Annotated in this window: 14 protein-coding genes and 2 pseudogenes; 11 read left to right on the forward strand and 5 right to left on the reverse strand. The window is 41.4% G+C overall.

Going from position 1 to position 18,088, the window contains the following annotated elements; translation table 11 throughout:
* Positions 1–10: 10 nt before the first annotated feature.
* Complete coding sequence (gene rpmG, locus CLV95_RS09140; protein WP_002722197.1) at positions 11–175, reverse strand: 50S ribosomal protein L33; 165 nt, start codon at positions 173–175, stop codon at positions 11–13.
* A 1,040-nt stretch (positions 176–1,215) separates the two neighbouring features.
* On the opposite strand from rpmG, the pseudogene CLV95_RS20070 reads away from it, so the two are divergent.
* Positions 1,216–1,575, forward strand: a pseudogene (locus CLV95_RS20070) (IS110 family transposase); the annotation flags it as partial.
* A gap of 69 nt (positions 1,576–1,644) precedes the next feature.
* Positions 1,645–2,200, forward strand: a pseudogene (locus CLV95_RS20075) (transposase); the annotation flags it as partial.
* Positions 2,201–2,465: 265 nt separating this feature from the next.
* Here the strand turns inward: CLV95_RS20075 and CLV95_RS09150 are convergent.
* From CLV95_RS09150 to CLV95_RS09165, 4 genes are all read right to left on the reverse strand, one after another.
* Entirely contained in the window at positions 2,466–3,407 is a 942-nt protein-coding gene (locus CLV95_RS09150) for a bile acid:sodium symporter family protein (protein WP_002732116.1), read from the reverse strand.
* A gap of 528 nt (positions 3,408–3,935) precedes the next feature.
* Positions 3,936–5,093, reverse strand: a complete 1,158-nt coding sequence (locus tag CLV95_RS09155) for an aminotransferase class V-fold PLP-dependent enzyme (RefSeq protein WP_002732177.1) — start codon at positions 5,091–5,093, stop codon at positions 3,936–3,938.
* Entirely contained in the window at positions 5,093–5,992 is a 900-nt protein-coding gene (locus tag CLV95_RS09160) for a ferritin-like domain-containing protein (RefSeq protein WP_002732095.1), read from the reverse strand. Before CLV95_RS09160 ends, CLV95_RS09155 begins: the two co-directional genes overlap by 1 nt.
* A gap of 62 nt (positions 5,993–6,054) precedes the next feature.
* Positions 6,055–6,681 carry a lysoplasmalogenase gene (locus CLV95_RS09165; RefSeq protein WP_002736651.1) on the reverse strand — a complete coding sequence of 209 codons (627 nt, stop codon included), beginning with the start codon at positions 6,679–6,681 and terminating at the stop codon, positions 6,055–6,057.
* 88 nt (positions 6,682–6,769) lie between these two features.
* Between CLV95_RS09165 and CLV95_RS09170 the strand changes: the two genes are divergently transcribed.
* The 9 genes from CLV95_RS09170 (at position 6,770) to CLV95_RS09210 (ending at position 18,063) form a co-directional block, all read left to right on the forward strand.
* Positions 6,770–7,759 (forward strand): TerC family protein, encoded by a 990-nt coding sequence (locus CLV95_RS09170; RefSeq protein WP_002722165.1) that lies wholly within the window; start codon positions 6,770–6,772, stop codon positions 7,757–7,759.
* A 90-nt stretch (positions 7,760–7,849) separates the two neighbouring features.
* Positions 7,850–9,730, forward strand: coding sequence for a methylmalonyl-CoA mutase family protein (locus CLV95_RS09175; protein ID WP_002732133.1), 1,881 nt, complete (start codon positions 7,850–7,852; stop codon positions 9,728–9,730).
* The gene (gene scpA / locus CLV95_RS09180) at positions 9,727–11,925 is read left to right on the forward strand and encodes a methylmalonyl-CoA mutase (RefSeq protein WP_002732214.1); all 2,199 of its coding nucleotides are present in this window, start codon (positions 9,727–9,729) and stop codon (positions 11,923–11,925) included. Before CLV95_RS09175 ends, scpA begins: the two co-directional genes overlap by 4 nt.
* 7 nt (positions 11,926–11,932) lie before the next feature.
* A complete protein-coding gene (gene meaB / locus CLV95_RS09185; protein WP_002722187.1) occupies positions 11,933–12,985 on the forward strand; it encodes a methylmalonyl Co-A mutase-associated GTPase MeaB in 1,053 nt (350 codons plus the stop codon).
* Between the two features lie 665 nt (positions 12,986–13,650).
* Entirely contained in the window at positions 13,651–14,028 is a 378-nt protein-coding gene (locus tag CLV95_RS09190) for an LIC20211 family lipoprotein (RefSeq protein WP_002722203.1), read from the forward strand.
* A complete protein-coding gene (locus CLV95_RS09195) occupies positions 14,000–14,536 on the forward strand; it encodes a hypothetical protein (RefSeq protein WP_002731434.1) in 537 nt (178 codons plus the stop codon). Before CLV95_RS09190 ends, CLV95_RS09195 begins: the two co-directional genes overlap by 29 nt.
* 1 nt (position 14,537) lies before the next feature.
* On the forward strand, positions 14,538–14,945 hold the full coding sequence (locus CLV95_RS09200; RefSeq protein ID WP_002722240.1) for a hypothetical protein: 408 nt from the start codon (positions 14,538–14,540) through the stop codon (positions 14,943–14,945).
* 10 nt (positions 14,946–14,955) lie between these two features.
* On the forward strand, positions 14,956–17,556 hold the full coding sequence (locus CLV95_RS09205; RefSeq protein WP_002732199.1) for a TonB-dependent receptor plug domain-containing protein: 2,601 nt from the start codon (positions 14,956–14,958) through the stop codon (positions 17,554–17,556).
* A 3-nt stretch (positions 17,557–17,559) separates the two neighbouring features.
* On the forward strand, positions 17,560–18,063 hold the full coding sequence (locus CLV95_RS09210) for a hypothetical protein (RefSeq protein WP_032850922.1): 504 nt from the start codon (positions 17,560–17,562) through the stop codon (positions 18,061–18,063).
* The last annotated feature ends 25 nt before the right edge of the window (positions 18,064–18,088 follow it).

Consider the following 18,088-nt stretch of genomic DNA (forward strand, 5'->3'; position numbering starts at 1 on the left):
CCTAGAAACCTTAGACCTTGGTTTCCTTGTATTCGGTGTGTTTTCTGCAAAATTTGCAGAACTTTTTAGTAACTAATTTTTCCGTTTTAGCTTTTTTGTTCTTGGTGAGAAAATAGGTGCTTCTTCCCTTGGAACAGCCTGGTTCCTGACAAACGAGCTTGATAATTTCTCTCATGGCGCTAATGTCTCGATTTCAATAAATTTCTCTCAGTAGACGGAATAAATCGCATTTTTAAGTCCAACTTCTCTGAAAATTTAGAAATAGACTTAAAAAACCCTACTGTTAATTGTGCTAGAAAATGGGAAAGGGCTTAAAAATCAAGGAGGATTAGAGAAAATTCCCGAAAAAGAAAGAGTTTTTCGAATGAGTAGAGTGATTTGAGAAGAATCAAAAAAAGGAACTTTTGTGGGAGTTCCTACGTTTCAAGTTGTTAGGTTTTAACGTGAATTTGGCATGACCAATGCGAAAGCAATTATTATGCTGTGATCTTTAGATGAGTATGATTCTTGGGCGTAAGACAGTTCCGAATGTGATATTCTTGATTCGACGGAGTCAAGAAGGCCGATAGAGGAAACGAAAACATCTTCGCTCCCGTCGGGTCGTTCGATGGATGGATTGATCTCTCTGAAGAACTTGAGGCATAATGCTCCCTATCATAATCAACCTACAATTACTTGGGTCTTGTCGGAATTCCGACAATCCTCCGGAAATAGGCTCGGCCCCACCCTGCAGAGAGACTCGTAGGAAAGTTCTGCTCTGAGTTCTTCAGAGCAACCCGTAGGGAGTCATAACCTTACCCACAAGTTAAGAAGGCTTTTGGGATCATAAGGATCAAAAACTGATATTTTTCAAGTGTTCCGACAAGAATGAGGCTTTTTACTTGCAAGAAGTATGATTTTGTGGTAAAGAAAACCTCCCGAGTCTTCCCACCGCCTCTCCCCTCCACCCAAAATCAGGGTGGGGCGTAAGTTTCACAGAGGATTTGTAGTAATTCCGACAGATTTATCTTCAGATCCAAGTATTTGTGGGTAAGGTTATGGTAGGGAGTGACACATTGAGTTTCTTTGGGTGGAGAAACTAAAGCCGCGTTCGCTCCCTATGAGTCGCAAAGAAAAGCGATGGGAAGAATCCGGTGGTTTTTCTCTATTAGAAAATCATACTTTTTGCAAGTAAAAATCCTCGCTCTTTATGAATCGCTCGATAAGAGAAAAACTATGAAAAGTCAAGATAGCAAATATGTGGGAATTGATTGCGGTAAAAAAGTTAGAGGTTGTTCGAATCAATTCAGAGAACTCGCTCGAATGTCGACAGTTCAACACAACGGGAAGCGGTATCAACAGTTTACTAAAATGGTTAACCTGGAATGATATCGTAGGATTGGAAACAGAATCTCATAGCTTAAGAATCGCAAATCAATATTAAACAAAGGGATTCAAGTAATTGTCCTGAAACCCGGCTCTTAGCTACAATCTATCAATCCTTAAAAAAGACGGATAAAGAAGACTCGCTCAAAATTGCGAGGCCCATGCTTCTTTTTCCAATAGAAAGATTGCCGGTCGTTCCGATTCCACAACGTGCCCTATCTCGCGACCCATCGAAAGCGAGATCTGAGTTCAGCAAGCGTTGTGTTGAGTTTTCCTGATGAAGAGAATAATCGAAGACTTTGTAGCGAACAGGCGAACTAGACAAAGCAACTAACGCAGGTAAAAATCGGCTTCGCAGTTTATTCACTCAGGTCGGTTTGACTGAAATTATAAAGAAACATTTACCAACAAAAACGAATAGAGAAGTTTGTGTGGCTTTGCTTCCTGAACGATACAAAAGAGAAGTAAAACGAATCTTAAAAGTTTCGGATTTAGTAGAATTAAATCTAAAACAAATAGAAGAAAAAATTAAAGAAGCTCCGAAAAAAATCAGAGTTACGTTCAAACGATCCTATCCATGTCCGGGATCGATATGATTATTTCTTTGGCGATCATAAGTTGCATGCGTGATTGTAAACGATTCTCTTCGGTTAAACAGGTCGCTTACTACGTAGGTATTGTGCCGAGGGTTGATATCTCGGACAACTCCGTCTATTACGGCAGAATTGTCAGTCGTGGTTGTCATTCAATTCGAAGAATGATCGTTCAGGCGACCTGGAGCCTTGTCCGTTGTCAATATGGCGGAAAGATAAAAGAACTCTATCAAAAATTGTATTAAATCGAAAGTTAGCTCAATATGGTCTTATGTAATAAAATTCGAAGGGCTTGACACAAGATACATAAAGGGAGTAATGCGGCTTTAGTTTGAAAAATTCAGGTGACGCTTTTTGCGAATATGCTGAACTCACGTTACTGTAGTTATTTTAGCAAAACAGATTATAAGAATGTCCTGTCAAAATTCCACACTCCTTCAGAGATTAAGAAAACTCCAAATTTACGTTTTACATATTCCCTAACTGTGAGGTTCGGAAAGAAACAAATTATTCTTGCGGCATTCGTTTTCTCCAAAATGCCGCAAGTAAACTTCCGATCAGAGAATGTACGAGACTGGAAATCGCCGCTGGGATTGCAACCAACGGGTCCTGAAAATTATTTCTGGAAAGAACAACTCCCAAACCTGAGTTCTGCATCCCTACTTCGATTGAGATCGTTCGGGATATTTTTTGTTTTCGGATGAATAACCAGGATAAAAAGTAGCCGAACAAAAAGCCTGAAACGTGTAAGCTGATGACTGCGGCGATCAAAGTTCCCATAGATTGGAGAATTTTATCTCTACCTGCTCCTAAGATCGAAGCGACGATCATCGTGATCAGTAAAACGGCGACGAAAGGAGATATGGTCTGAATTTTTTTAGAAATTTTTGGAAAATAAAAATTGAGCAAAATTCCAAACACTGTTGGTAAAATGACAACTTGAAACGTATCCAAGAACAGTCTGCTCACGGAGACTTCGACGCCTTTACCGATTAAAAGAAGGGTAAGTAACGGGGTCATAAAAACGGAAAGAATTGTTGAGGATGCGGTCATAGATACGGAAAGGGCTATATCTCCTTTTGCAAGATAAGAAATAACATTAGACGCAACACCACCAGGACAACAAGAAACGACGATAAGTCCTGCTGCTAAAGGAGTCGACAGGCCAAATATAATTCCGATTCCCCAACCTGAAAGTGGCATCACAGTATACTGTAAGGCCACTCCCAAAACAATGGGAATTGGTGTCTGAAACACGTTTCGAAAGTCTTGGGGTAAGAGTGTGATTCCCATACCGAGCATCGTAAAACCGAGACCATAAGTGATCCAAATTCCGGTAAACCAGATAAACCATTCAGGAAAGAAAAAAGAAAGAATTGATCCGGTTAAAACCCAGACCGGAAACAACAACGTGCCGATTTCTCCGATTTTTTGTAGTTTGTTTCCCACCAAATTTTGATTACAACTTTTCCTAAAAACTAAGTTTTCTACCGCCAAATGGAATTTGAAAGAAAAACTTAGAGTTTGCTCCAAAACTCCAGTAGAAATATCATCGCGAATTTTTTACAAAAGTCTAGAAATTCGGTCCCACGTTCAGAAGACTGATGACACTGTCGCGGTAATGCTGCTCCCACAGAAGACAGTTTTGGGACAAGTTTTAAAATCTTCGAATGTTGAGATAATTACATTAGAGTTGTTGAAAAATTCAAATTAATAAAACTGCTTCAATGACAATTTTCATGAAACAGAAACGAATGGAGAATTAATTTTTGGGCAACTTTATTGTATTTCAAACCGGTGAAATTATACTTAGAGTTCGTCTCAAAACCCGAAGAAAAATATCTCTAAACGATCTGGCAAATTTCTAAAAAGCGTGGGAGTTCCCACAGAAACCGTCGTATTGACGGTTTTTTTCTGTCCTTTAAGATTGTAATAGCTCCTACATCCTAAGGTTTTGAGATCGGCTCTTAGTTTTGTTTAACGTGGAAAAGAACTGAGTAATGTCACAACTCGATCCAGTTGATCTTTGCGGTTATAGATATGCGGAGAAAATCTCACTTTCCCGAGGCGCAGGGCGCACATGACTCCGTTTCTTTTCAGGTAAGAAACGAGTTCGTCCATAGAAATTCCTTCCTTATATCCCACCACGATTCCAGTTCGATTGTCGGGGAAATGATCGAGTTCTATTTGAAATCCGACGTTTTTCATTCCTTCGGAAAGATAATCCGCAAGTTCATAAATTCTTTCCATGACGGAATGAAATCCTATTTTCTGAAGCATTTCGAGCGTGGATTGAAAATATACCCAGTCGATAAAATTTCCGGTGGAAATTTCATAACGGTCCGCTCCGGATTTTAGTTCGGCGCGATAAGGTAAGTAAACCTCGTCGTTGATTACGGAGCCTGTTCCTTTAAACGGAAATGAAAGCGTATCAATTTTATCTTGTTGAATGTATAACATTCCCAAACCAAGAGGACCTAAAAGCCATTTCCAAGCAGGGAAAGCGATGTATTTTAATTTCATCTTTCTAACATCAACTGGAACCAAACCTATTCCTTGAGCGCCATCCAAAACGAACTCAATCTCTCTAGAATCTAAAAAAGTTCCGATCTCTTCCAAGGGAAACGGCATTCCTGTACACCAATGAACGGCAGAAAGAGCCACGATTCTGGTTTTAGAACTGATGGAAGATTTCAGATTTTCTAAAAATTGATCCGGGGTAAAGGCCATCGGAATGAACCCTATCTTAATTCCTTTTTCTTTCCAATGTTCCCAAGGATAAATATTACTCGGATATTCGTTCTCTAAGAGCAGAATTTCATCTCCGTTTTTCAAATGAAAACCGAGAGAAAGAAAATTCATCCCTTCATTCGTGTTGTGGATGATACAAAGTTCTTCCACGTCACAATTGATGAGCCCTGCGACAATCTTTCGAATCGATTGTTTTACGGAAGCATATTTACGTACTTCCGTTAGGCCTCCTTTTCTAGAGTAACCTTTCAAGTATTCCCCGACCGCCTGGATTGTATTTAGGTTACAAGGAGTTGTTCCACAATTGTTCAGCCAGATCATTTCCTGATTTACGGGATAGAGATCTTGGATTTCTTTCCAATCGATGATCGTGGTGAATTGCATTACCTTTTTTTCTTAGCCTTTGCCGCCGACTTTTTTTTAGGAGTCGATTTTTTGGGAGAAACCTTTTTGGCTGCGCTTTTCTTCACTGCCTTTTTCGGTTTTGTGAGCGCTTTTTTGGTCGTCACTTTTTTCTTCGGGGTGGCTTTTTTGACTGCTGATTTACTTGCAGCTTTCTTTTTAGGAGTCGCTTTTTTTGCACTCGTCGTTACGGCGGATTTGGCAGTCGTAGCCGGTTTTGGAGAAGTTACAGTTTTAGTTGTAGAGGTCTTTGCAACTGGAGTTGAAGCAGCGGGTTTTGCAACAGCCTTCGGTTTTTTCGAAGTCGGAGTTTTTTCCGATTTAGACTCTGCCTTAGCCACTTCTTCCGCTTGTTCGTCCCAAAAAAAAGTTCCCTGACCTGAACCGGATTGATCCAATCCGTTCAGCTCGGTTTCCAGAAGAGATTGATAGTTTTGACTGTAGTCTTTTAATTTCGTGAAAAGAGATTTGATGTTCACGTCTTCGAACTTGTTTGCGAGTTTTTCATAGAAAGAAACGCTGTTTTCCGCTTCTCGAATCGCAAGTTCAAGAGCTTCGTGTGCGTCTTTGCTTCCCGGACCCGCGATCGTCCTTTCCACCTTATTCATCAATTTTTGAAGAGTCGAATCGTGGAACTTATGGATTGCGGTGAGTTGTTTAAGATTCGGGAGTTCGGATCCTTCCGCTTGCTCGTACAATTCCGTAATAAATTTGATATGATCGTCCACTTCTTCCGCTAGTCTTTCAAAAAGTTCCTTGGTGTCCCCGGGAGGAAGTTTTTCATACGTGTTCATATAAAATTCGAAATAATCTTTTTCGTGCTGAATTGCCGCGGCAACCGCTTCTAAAAATGTGGTTTCTTTTAAAGGTTTAATATTCATGATAAAATTCCTCCCGATTTCTTTGCTATCTTAGTTACATTACCGACCGAATCAATAATTATTTAATTTTCTGCCATAGATTCATAGATGAGAAACTGCGCTGCATAATAAGTTGTCATGATCCAAACTCCGATCCAAGGAATCGGAATCGTTGTGAACTTATTCATCGCGATGAAACTATCGGATAAGATAAAAAGTAGAGAGCCCGTCAAGGATTTCCGGAATGCTGAACTGGGACATTCTCTAGACGCTGCTCTCCAACCCATTGTACAAATCGCGACGATATAAACCGCCACCGGAACGTAAAGAGAAACCTCGATCCCGGAAAAAATCCAAGCGTAAAAGAAAATTCCAAATGCAAAGAACGGAATGGATCGGACAAGATGTACCGGATTTCCGATTGAGAATCCAATAGAATATAAAATCTGAGCCATAAGAAAGGACCCAAGCCCGAACACGAAATAATTTCCGGGAAGAGCTAAAAAAGAATCCCCGAACAAAGAAAAAATCAAACCTGCGAAAATAAATCTTCCGGCTTTGTCTTTCCAGTTGCCTCTAAAGAAATAGAGAAAAATCAAAATGAGGATCGGTAGGATTTTACTTCCTAGTTTGAAAACGACTTCATCGGGAACGAAATACAAAACCAACAAATGAGTAATAGAAGCAATGGAAAATAAGAGTGGAATCATATGGGGCCTCTTTATGGGAATTGGGATTGTAATTTTGTAAAGAGACGGTACTTTTGTCATCTAAGAATCGTAGAAACAAAGAGGGAATATGGGGCATTGGAGTTCGGGAGAATTGATTTTAGCCGTCGTTTTTACCGTGGTTTTAGGTTTTCTCGTTTATTTGGACCTTTTCGTTCTCAACAAAAAAGCCCATAAAATTCCTTTCAAAGAATCGATTTATTGGTCTCTTTTTTGGTTCAGCCTTGCGATTTCTTTCGGTATTTTCATCTACGTAATGAATCAATCATCCGGCGACCCGACTCTGGGAAAAACCAAAGCCCTTGAATTTATCACCGGTTATTTTCTAGAATATTCTCTTTCCGTGGATAATCTTTTCGTCTTTATTATGGTCTTTCAGAAATTTCGGATAACGCCTCAATATCAACCTTTGATTTTAAAGTGGGGAATCATCGGAGCTTTGTTTTTTCGTGCAATTATGATTTTCATCGGAGCGGAATTGGTTTCTCAGTTCGATTGGATTCTATATCTCTTCGGGATTTTTCTTCTGTACACCGCAATGAAAATGTTCACTCACCGTGAAGAGGAGGATTTTCACCCGGAATCTTCTCTCGTAGTCAAACTTGCGAAGAAGATTCTTCCAATGACTCGGAACCATTACCCGGAAAAATTCGTTGTTTTAGAACACGGAAGATATTTATTCACTTCCACATTCATTATTCTTTTGATCGTGGAGTTTAGCGACATCCTATTCGCTCTCGATTCAATTCCCGCGGTTTTTTCGATCACTACGGATGCGTTTATCGTCTATACTTCCAATATCTTTGCTATTCTCGGACTTCGTTCTCTCTATTTTATGCTTTCAGGTGTGATGGAGCTTTTCATTTTTCTCAAACGGGGAGTTTCAGTCCTTCTCGCGTTCGTAGGAATCAAACTACTGCTTCCTCTTTTTACTCCTTACATTTTCGGATATGAAATTCATATTCCGATTTTAGTTTCTCTGGGAATCATCTTGGGAACGTTGGTTATTTCAATTTTGGCTTCGGTTCCCCACTATCTCAAAATTAAAAACGGAACTTAAAAGCGGGTTTTTGGCTTTACACCGGAGTCTTACAAGGTTCCCTAGAAAGGGAACCTTGTAAAAGTTTTCCCAAAAAAGAGAAAAATCAAAATGGCCGATCAAAAACTATTTACGGACTTTCCTCCCATTACTCGGGAAGCCTGGATTGCACTCATTCAAAAAGATCTCAAGGAAGCGGACTTTGAAAAGAAACTAGTTTGGGAAACGGCAGAAGGATTTAAGATCCAACCTGTTTATACGAAAGACGATATCGACGATAAACAATGGCTGACTTCCAATCTTCCCGGAACGATTCCCTTTGCCAGATCCACTCGAAAACTCGTTCAAGACTGGAGCATTCGCCAAGATTTCGATTCACCTTCGATAGCCGAAGCCAATCGATTGGCAAAGGAAGCGGCAACTAACGGTGTGACAGCGATCGGATTTATCATCGAAAATAAAACATCTTCCCAAGCAGGAATTCCGATACATTCTTCCAAAGATTTGGAAAACCTCATCGAAGGACTTCCTTTCGACCAAGTAACTCTTCACTTCATTGCGGAAGAGAGATCCCCTGAAATTTTTTCTTGGCTTCCCAAAGATAGAGTGTTTATCGGCGGACTCGGATACGATCCGTATCGGATTCTTCTCAAACAAGGAAAATCGGGAAAACATTCGATCACGGGGCTCAAAAAAATTTTGGAAACGATCGCTTCTTTTTGGCCGTATTACAGAGGTTTGTCGGTAACGTCATCCACGTTCCGGGACGGAGGCTCTACGATCTCCGAAGAACTTGCGTTTACGTTAGCCTCCGCCGCAGAGTACGTGCAGCAACTGCGGGAAGCGGGAATGGACGTGGATACAATTTCCTCCCAGTTGATGTTCGAGTTTTCCATCGGTCCGGATTACTTTTTGGAAATCGCAAAGTTACGCGCCGCGAGAATTCTTTGGGCCGGGATTCTCAAAGAATTTTCCCCCAAGAAGGAAAGTTCTCTCCACGCTTTCTTAAGCGCACAAACTTGTAGATACAATTACAGCGCCTATGATCCAAATGTGAATATGCTTCGCGCAACAACCGAAGCCATGTCCGCCGCAATCGGTGGTTGTGAGGTCATCGCCGTTTCTCCGTACGACAGTGTTTTAAAAACTTCCGATTCGTTCTCCTTGAGAATCGCCCGAAACATCCAACTGTTGATGAAACACGAATCGCACTTGGATAAGGTAGTGGATCCTTCTGCAGGTTCCTATTATCTCGAGTCGCTCACGGATTCACTCACAAAAAAAGCTTGGGAAATTTTCTGTGAGATCGAATCCGTCGGAGGATTTTTAGAGGCCGTTCGAAAAGGAATCATCCAAAAAAGAATCGTTGAGTCTAGAAAAAAGAAAGAAAAGAATCTTGCTGACCGCAAGGAGATTCTTCTTGGAACTAACCAATACCCGAACGGAGAAGATAGAGTCTCTACTCTCAATCAAAACAAAGCGTTAGGCGATATTGATAGTGTTGCAGGTGAAATTACTTGCGAAAGGATCTCCGAATTTAGAGCCGGAGCCGGAATCGAAGAGATTCGACTGAAAACGGAAAGTTTTTCGAGCAAAAACGGGAAGGTCCCGACTGTTCTTCTTCTCCCGATGGGAGATCTCAAAATGAAAAAAGCGCGCGCCATTTTTTCACAAAATTTTTTGGCTTGTGCGGGCTATAAGGTGATTGATCCGGGAAGTTATTCCACCCCCGAAGAAGCGCTTCAAGGTTTGAGAGAAACAAAGGCGGACATCGTCGTATTCTGTACGAGCGACGAAGAAATAACCGGTTTTGTGGATTCTACTTTTGCGGTTTTGAAAAAACAAAATCACCATCTGGTCGGAATCGTAGCGGGAAATCCAACAGAACAAATCGATTCTCTGGGATCCAAAGGAATTGAATTTTTCATTCATGTCAGATCCCAACATTTAGAAACACTGAAACTCATTCAGAAAAGGCTGGGCATCCGATGAAACGTCCGAATTTCGACCCGAAACGTTATGTGTCACAGGGAAGCGAAAATATTTCCAAATCCGACTGGGAAAAAGCCGCTCTTGGAGATTTAGGCCTTAATTCCATGGAACAAATTCTGTGGAATACTCCCGAAAAAATTCCAGTCAAACCGGTTTATACAGCAGAAGATTTGGAGCACATGGAGCACCTCGATTACGTTGCGGGAATTCCTCCTTATTTACGCGGTCCTTATTCCACAATGTATGTTCAGCAGCCTTGGACCATTCGTCAGTATGCCGGTTTTTCTACTGCGGAAGAATCCAACGCGTTCTATCGTAGAAACTTAGCGGCAGGACAAAAAGGTCTTTCGGTGGCGTTCGATCTAGCGACTCACAGAGGATATGATTCCGATCACGAACGCGTCGTAGGCGACGTCGGAAAGGCCGGGGTTGCGATCGATTCGATTCTCGATATGAAGATTCTATTCGATCAGATTCCTCTGGATCAAATGTCCGTATCGATGACGATGAACGGTGCCGTAATTCCTATATTAGCGTTTTATATCGTCGCCGCAGAAGAACAAGGCGTAAGTGCGGACAAACTTTCAGGTACAATCCAAAACGACATTTTGAAAGAGTTCATGGTGCGGAACACATACATCTACCCACCTTCTCCATCGATGAAGATCATCGCCGATATTTTCAAATACACTTCCGACTTTATGCCCAAGTTCAATTCGATCTCGATTTCGGGGTATCACATGCAGGAAGCAGGAGCGACGGCGGATATCGAGCTTGCTTACACTCTCGCGGACGGTCTGGAATATTTAAGAACAGGAATCAAAGCGGGAATGGACGTGGATACATTCGCGCCTCGTTTGTCTTTTTTCTGGGCGATCGGGATGAATCACTTTATGGAAATCGCAAAAATGAGAGCCGGTCGTCTTCTCTGGGCGAAACTCGTAAAACAATTCCATCCTAAGAATTTAAAGTCCCTCGCGCTCCGAACCCATTGCCAAACTTCCGGTTGGAGTTTAACCGAACAAGATCCGTTCAACAACGTCGCACGAACCTGTATCGAAGCGTTGGCCGCGGTACTCGGTCATACACAATCCCTTCACACAAACGCACTCGACGAAGCGATCGCGCTTCCAACCGACTTTTCCGCGAGAATCGCCAGAAATACGCAGATCTTTTTGCAGGAAGAAACAAACATTCATCGTGTCGTGGATCCATGGGGGGGCTCGTATTACGTGGAATCTTTGACACATTCTCTTGCACATCGCGCTTGGGAATTGATCGAAGAGGTGGAAAAGTTAGGCGGAATCGCAAAGGCGATCGAAACCGGAATTCCCAAAATGAGAATCGAGGAAGCCGCCGCTCGCAAACAGGCTAAGATCGATTCCGGGAAAGATGTGATCGTAGGAGTCAACCGCTACAAGACGAAAGAAGAAAAACCGTTAGACATATTAGATATCAATAATACTGCGGTGAGAGAGGCTCAGCTTCGCAGACTCGCCGAGTTAAAAAAGAATCGGAACGGCGCCGACGTTGCCGCCGCACTCGACTCGATCACAAAATGTGCCGGAGGCGAAGAGGGAAACCTTCTAGCGCTTGCGGTAAATGCTGCTCGCAAACGAGCGACTCTCGGGGAAATTTCCTACGCTATGGAAAAAGTATTTGGAAGATACCAAGCCACAATTCGTTCTATCTCGGGTGTTTATTCCTCCGAGATAGAAGACGATCCGGATTTCAAAAGAGCAAGAGAACTTTCGGACCGATTTGCGATTTTAGAAGGACGTCGCCCTAGAATCATGGTGGCCAAGATGGGACAAGACGGACACGATCGAGGCGCGAAAGTGATTTCTACAAGTTTTGCAGACATGGGATTTGACGTCGATATAGGCCCCCTTTTCCAAACTCCTGCGGAAGCCGCCAAACAAGCAGTGGAAAATGACGTACATATCCTAGGAATTTCTAGTTTGGCCGCAGGTCACAAAACCCTTGTCCCACAAGTCATCCAAGAATTGGAAAAACTTGAAAGAGAAGACATTATGGTTGTTGCGGGTGGAGTGATCCCCCAACAAGATTATGACACTCTTTACAAAGCAGGAGTTACTGGGATTTTCGGACCGGGAACAAAAATCTCCAAAGCTGCCGTGGGTATTTTGGAACTTCTCATTAAAGATTTAGAAACTTCTAAAGTAAACGCCTAAGGGAAGAATGAGTTCTGAAGAACAATCGGGGATTTCTTCTAACGCAAGCGGAGGAATCCGATCCACCGGGATTTCCAGAAAAGTTCTCCCTAAGGTGGAAGAATTCGTAAAAGGAATTCTTTCCGGAAATAGAGCCATGCTCGCTAGAGCGATTACACTCGTCGAAAGCGCGCGTCCCGATCACAAAGAACTTGCAGAAAAAATCATAGATGCTTGTCTTCCCCATTCCGGTAAATCGATCCGAATCGGAATCACCGGAATTCCCGGAGTCGGGAAAAGTACGTTCATCGAATCCTTCGGGATGTACACAATCTCTCAAGGAAAAAAATTAGCCGTATTGACTATCGATCCTTCCAGTCAAATTTCGGGAGGAAGTATTCTCGGAGATAAGACTAGAATGCCCGAACTTTCCAGAAACGAATCCGCCTTTATACGCCCTTCTCCTTCCGGAGAGTCCTTAGGAGGAGTCGCTCGAAAAACGAGGGAAACGATCTATCTTTGTGAAGCGGCAGGCTTCGATACGATCTTTGTGGAAACGGTCGGAGTCGGGCAATCGGAAACGGCGGTACATTCCATGGTGGATTTGTTTTTACTTCTTCTGATTGCAGGAGCAGGAGACGAACTCCAAGGAATCAAACGTGGAATTATGGAAATGGCCGATTTATTCGCTATAACAAAAGCGGATGGAGATAACAAGACAAGAGCCGAAATAACCAGAACCGAAACTCAATCCGCAATTCATTTTTTTCCGATCAACGAAAGCGGATGGATACCAAAGGCGTTTACCTGCTCCTCTCTTTCTGGAGAAGGGATTCCTGAAATCTGGAATCAAATTTTAGAATATACTAAAATACTGAAGTCAAATGGTTATTTCGAAACTCGGAGAACGAATCAAGCAAAGTATTGGCTGGAAGAGACCGTGTCCGAACATCTTATGGAAGATTTTAAGGCTCAAATGAAAGAACTCTACAAAGATATGAAAGACAAGGTGAGCCGCCATCAAATTAGTTCTTTTCAAGCGGCTGAGAAATTGATCGCAGAATATCGAAAACGTATTTAAGAATAGATCGATTTAAATTTCAAAGTTCTTATACAAGTGAATGTCTTCTTTATCATTAGAGTTGTTGAAAAATTCCATGATTCAAATTAACAAAACCGTTTCAAACGCCCATTTTAATACAGCAGAAACGGATAGAGAATTCATTTTTCAACAACTCTATTTTATGGAATTATTTTTTTAAGTCTTTTACTGAAATTTAATTATATTCTTGATTTGGAATAAATATATAGATAAGGGAATTGTCTTTTGTTTTATTTTCTCAATGAGATATAAAAAATGAACTTACTACTCGGACGCATGAAAATGGTACAGAAAATTAACAGGCAATTTTTGTAAAAATATAGAAGTCCTCACAAAATTGCATCGAATCCAGAAATGGTCTATTTTCCAGGAAGATCAACATTCTAACTTTTGAAACAAACCTTTACTATGGCATTCTTTTCATGTGTTCAAGTAGTAAAAGGTAATCCTGGTGAGTAGACGTCACCTCATTCATCCGAAAATCAATTCAACAATCGAAATCTATAATATTTAATATTTAAACCTAAAATTCTTCTTGCGCTGGCGTATCCCATAAACAATACCAGTAGATATAATGTTCTATCAAATAATTGAGACGCAAAACTAATTGGAAATAAATTAACTAGGGTTGCAGGCGGGTAATTGTGAAAACTTTTCAAATTCTTTCTTTGTTTTTTCTATCTTTGATTCTATTCCATTGTGCAACTTCTTCCGCAGGAATTGCGACAAGTAATATCCCGGTTGCGGATCGTAAATATAACGTAATCGGCCCTGTGGAAGGACATAAACTTTGGAGTACATTTGACATTGCAATTGTAGGAATCCCCCTCTCTGAACCTCCGATCGACAAAGTAGTAACTACGATGTTGACTGAAAAGGAAGCGGATGCTTTGATTAATATCCGTTATTGGACGGATAAATACATTTTTCTTTTCCTCACTGTCAATAGGCTCCATATCAATGCGGAAGCGATCAAATTCGAGGATCAACTCAATGGCCAGAACGCCAAAAAAAGAAAATAAGAATCTTATCATTGGGTTTTTAACGATCTTAATTTTTTCCGTTCTCGGAAATTGTATGGGAGCTACCTTATTCAAACCAGGTGGACGTGTGCGTTCACCGGCTCTTTATGATTCAGCAACGATTATACGAACTTCTGAATATGATATTTTAGAAAAAGAGTCAGAGGGTGAGTCTTCAACATTTTTTATCTTTGGGCTCATGCCAATCACAAATCCGATTAGTATCGATTATGCGCTCAGCCAAGCGGTTCAAAAAGTTCCGGGAGGAAGGAGTCTTATAAATATTAAAGTTTGGCACGAAACGCATGTCATGTTTCCTCTTGGAACCGTTTCCGTTTTGAAGGTCAAAGGTAGCGTCATCGGAAACAAAGAGGAAGCGGAAAGAGAAAAACTCAGGTTAGAATTACAAAAGAAAGACGCCGCCGCCCCTCCCCCTCCAAAAGATCAAAAACAAAATCCGACTCTTGAGTCCGGAGGAATTTCCGTGGGAGGCAATAAAAAGAATTAATATGTTAGAATATTCTTCAGTAGAAAATAAAAAGAATACCTTCGGACAAAGACCGATACTTTTGCAACGTACCGTTTTGAGACTTATTTCTATTTTGGTACTGGCGGTACTTTTGCAAAATTGCACAAAATCCGAGGTTGTTTCGGCGGGAGATTCTCAGAGTCAGATTTACGCCGCCGCAAATTATTTGAGCAATAAATGTGGAAATCCGATTCCCACTCCGATGCCGTTCACTGTACAAGGCGTTAAACAAAGAAATTTGGACATTTGCACGATCGCAATTACCCGTTCGGAATGTCCTTTTGTTTCGTATCCTTTGGCTTGTGTTCTAATCTATGTGGATAATCCCATCGGCGATATACCTTGGTATATAAACTTTCAGGAAGTATTCGTAAAAATTAAATTATAGTAAGGCGACGATGAAAATCATTAAAACCATATTAGTCATTCTTCGTGCCGTATCAATTGAGCGATTCGTAACGTTGAAAAAACGAATTTCGTTTTTATTTCTTATCTTTCTTACGGTTCCGACTATGGAAGTATTTGCGGAAGTCTCTTTTCGTGCCCGTGTTTATTCTCGTAGTAAAAATTCGGGAGAGGCAAATGTAAGGGTTCTGCTTTTTGAAACCAAAAAGTTCTACCAGACCGATGTGGAAGGATATTTTCAAGCGGTGGCCCCTTCTTCCGGTGTTTATACGTTTCGCATTTTAAAAGATACAGGGGCTCAGGAAATTCGCAAAGAAATCGGAGAAGGAGAGGAACTTGTCATTCTTGATTCCGATCAATCCACCAAAAGTGGTGGCGGTGGATCGAAAGGTTCAATCAACGTAACCGGAGAGCGGGAAAAACAACTCATGTCTCGCACCAAACTCCGCTTTGAGGAAATCAAGCGAATGCCCGGTACTTTCGGAGAACCGCTCCGTTCGATCGAAACAATTCCTGGAGTGGTTCCTGTTTCCGCTTTCGGGGGTGGTGCAAGTAACTACTCCTTCCGAGGCGCAGACCCGACTACGAATCTTTATCTTTACGACGATCTTCCGATTTTATACCCGTTTCACTTTGACGGTTTGACCGGTACGATTAACGGAAACTTAATCAAATCGATGGACGTTTATACGGGAGTTCTCCCCGCAAACTTCAACAACGCGTTAGGAGGGGTAATCGAAATCGAATCTCCCGATAAAGTGGAACGATCCAGCGGAAATTTTTTGTCTTCTCTCTGGGCCGCCTCCGCAAATTACCAAACCACTTTTGCGAATGGAAAAGGTTATATCCTAGGAGCTGTGAAAGTCGGTTATATGGATAAAACATTTGAGACTATTGGAACAATTACAGGCGTTAGTTCTCTTCCAGACGGGGTACGCTTACCGCATTATACGGATTCTCAAGTAAAAATGGTTTATAACTTTAACGATCAGCACCAGATTTCGTTCTATTCTTTGACTGCAAAAGACGATACCGCATTCAATCCTCCCGTAAAAAGATACAACGACCCTACCAAAGACCAATTTGCCGAATATTCGGGCGGAAATCTTTCAGTGGGCCAAGGTTATCGTACTCAAGCCTTACGTTATATTTGGAGACCTTCCGAAAAATTCGTAAATCGGATCACCTTGATTAGTTACGATCCGTTTGTGGATTACAACGTTTTGTTCGGTTCTCTGAAAGCAAAACAAAAAGCGAGCGGTGCTTACAACGGGATTCGACAAGATGCTTATTGGGATCCAAATAAGCACTTAACTTTGGAATTCGGTTCCGAAATGCGATTTCTCAACTATAGTACTACAGGAAATACGATCCAACAAACCGATTCGAATAATCCGGATCCGAACCCGTATGATACGGTAACTCCCGATTTTAAAACCGTTTCGGATAATAACCGAGTACGAAGCAAATACTACAATGCTTATACGACGATGAAAATTAAATTCGGTGGATTACTCATCGAACCCGGAGCCAGATACGATTATATTCCTTACATCAAAAACGGCGCCCTCGGTCCAAAAGCACAAATTTCTTATAAGTTTGAAGAAGGTCTCCTCAAAGGGACTACCGTTTTCGGGGGTGCGGGAAATCATTTTAACTTTCCATTAGACACTCGTTTTTCCGAACAAAGCGGAAATCCTCACCTGAAATTTCAAAAGGCTTTTAAATACGGCGGCGGAGTTGAACATCAGCTCACTTCCAATTGGCAAGCTAAAGGTGAAGTTTTTAAACAAGAATTCTCCAACTTGATCGGAAGTGATCCTTATATTACGGAGATTATCGGAACGAATCCGGATCAGTACGGAAAAGTCTTTCAACCTTACATTCTCAATAAACCTCTCAATTATTCGAATAATGGAACCGGGCACTCTCGAGGTTACGAACTCTTAATCCGTAAAGTTGCGACTCCTGGAAAGAGAGATTGGTTCGGTTGGATTTCTTACACTTGGTCTCAAACATTTAGAAATCCTAATATTTATAAACCTGACGGAATGATAGCTCCTGTTGCTACCGGACCGGAACAAAGATTGCTCGCTCAATCTTATCATAACTCGAAGGAAACCTTATATGATTACGACCGTACTCATATCATCAACGTAGTTTTCGGTTGGAAATTCAGCCAGAATTGGCAACTTGGCGGAAGATGGTCTTACTTAACTTCCATGCCAATCACTCCAATCGTAGGAGACGACGGCGGTAGATTTTCTAATCCGGCGAACAATCAAACAATCTGGGCGCCAGTTTCAGCAAACAATCCGTATCTTGCCGACTATGTCAACACGAAACGTCTTGCGGATTATCATAGATTTGATATTCGAATCGATAAATTCTTAAATTACGAATGGGGCTATGTAAACACGTTCTTCGAAATTATCAACGTCTACATGAGGCAGAACGTTTCTGGAGAAAACTTTAACGTTACACGTCCTTATTCTTCTACAAACCCGAAACCGAGTCCGACATTCGGTACCATTACATTATCGGGCGGGGTGGTTATCCCGTTCTTTAACATAGGGATTGAGGTGAAGTTCTAATGAATAAAGAATCCGTTCACTATTTTGTGGAAGCACTTTTCGTATTTCCTACTTATATTCCTTTTGATTTTGGATTGTAATCTCCCAAACGAAAGCAATAGTTTCAATAGAGAAAACGAAAAAAGAGTTCTCCTTCAATATCTACTCTTATCTCCGACGGATCCGATTGATTCCTGTGTCACTTCTCTGCAAGCAGCTCAAACTTGTCTGAACAAAACTTCTGACTTACCAACCCCACTTTCGGAAAGAGCTATCGCTGTCTTGTTCAGTAATGGGAATGCATCAGTTGAAACATTTCAGGATTTTTGTAGTATTTTGCTAAACTCCTCTACGTTCGCAAAATTTACGAATAGAGCCAAAACCTGTGTAATGAATTGCAATCGGTCCTATTGGTTGAATAAAGATTCTGCGGGAACCTGCGGGGAAAGCGGGCTTTCTCAGATTTCTGGATTATCTACCGGAACCTTTTCTTGTACAAAAACTTGTGTGAGTATTTCCGGGGAATAAAAAATATTGTTTTAAAGAGAACAAT

Source organism: Leptospira borgpetersenii serovar Javanica (genome assembly GCF_003046425.1).
Lineage (GTDB): Bacteria > Spirochaetota > Leptospiria > Leptospirales > Leptospiraceae > Leptospira > Leptospira borgpetersenii.

What these genes read in the sequence shown, in the direction of transcription:
- CLV95_RS09205 (WP_002732199.1), top strand. Translation starts at nt 14,956, where the DNA reads ATGAAAATCATTAAAACCATATTAGTCATTCTTCGTGCCGTATCAATT.
- CLV95_RS09155 (WP_002732177.1), bottom strand. Translation starts at nt 5,093, where the DNA reads ATGCAATTCACCACGATCATCGATTGGAAAGAAATCCAAGATCTCTAT.
- CLV95_RS09165 (WP_002736651.1), bottom strand. Translation starts at nt 6,681, where the DNA reads ATGATTCCACTCTTATTTTCCATTGCTTCTATTACTCATTTGTTGGTT.
- CLV95_RS09160 (WP_002732095.1), bottom strand. Translation starts at nt 5,992, where the DNA reads ATGAATATTAAACCTTTAAAAGAAACCACATTTTTAGAAGCGGTTGCC.
- CLV95_RS09195 (WP_002731434.1), top strand. Translation starts at nt 14,000, where the DNA reads ATGGCCAGAACGCCAAAAAAAGAAAATAAGAATCTTATCATTGGGTTT.
- CLV95_RS09175 (WP_002732133.1), top strand. Translation starts at nt 7,850, where the DNA reads ATGGCCGATCAAAAACTATTTACGGACTTTCCTCCCATTACTCGGGAA.
- CLV95_RS09200 (WP_002722240.1), top strand. Translation starts at nt 14,538, where the DNA reads ATGTTAGAATATTCTTCAGTAGAAAATAAAAAGAATACCTTCGGACAA.
- scpA (WP_002732214.1), top strand. Translation starts at nt 9,727, where the DNA reads ATGAAACGTCCGAATTTCGACCCGAAACGTTATGTGTCACAGGGAAGC.
- meaB (WP_002722187.1), top strand. Translation starts at nt 11,933, where the DNA reads ATGAGTTCTGAAGAACAATCGGGGATTTCTTCTAACGCAAGCGGAGGA.
- CLV95_RS09170 (WP_002722165.1), top strand. Translation starts at nt 6,770, where the DNA reads ATGGGGCATTGGAGTTCGGGAGAATTGATTTTAGCCGTCGTTTTTACC.
- rpmG (WP_002722197.1), bottom strand. Translation starts at nt 175, where the DNA reads ATGAGAGAAATTATCAAGCTCGTTTGTCAGGAACCAGGCTGTTCCAAG.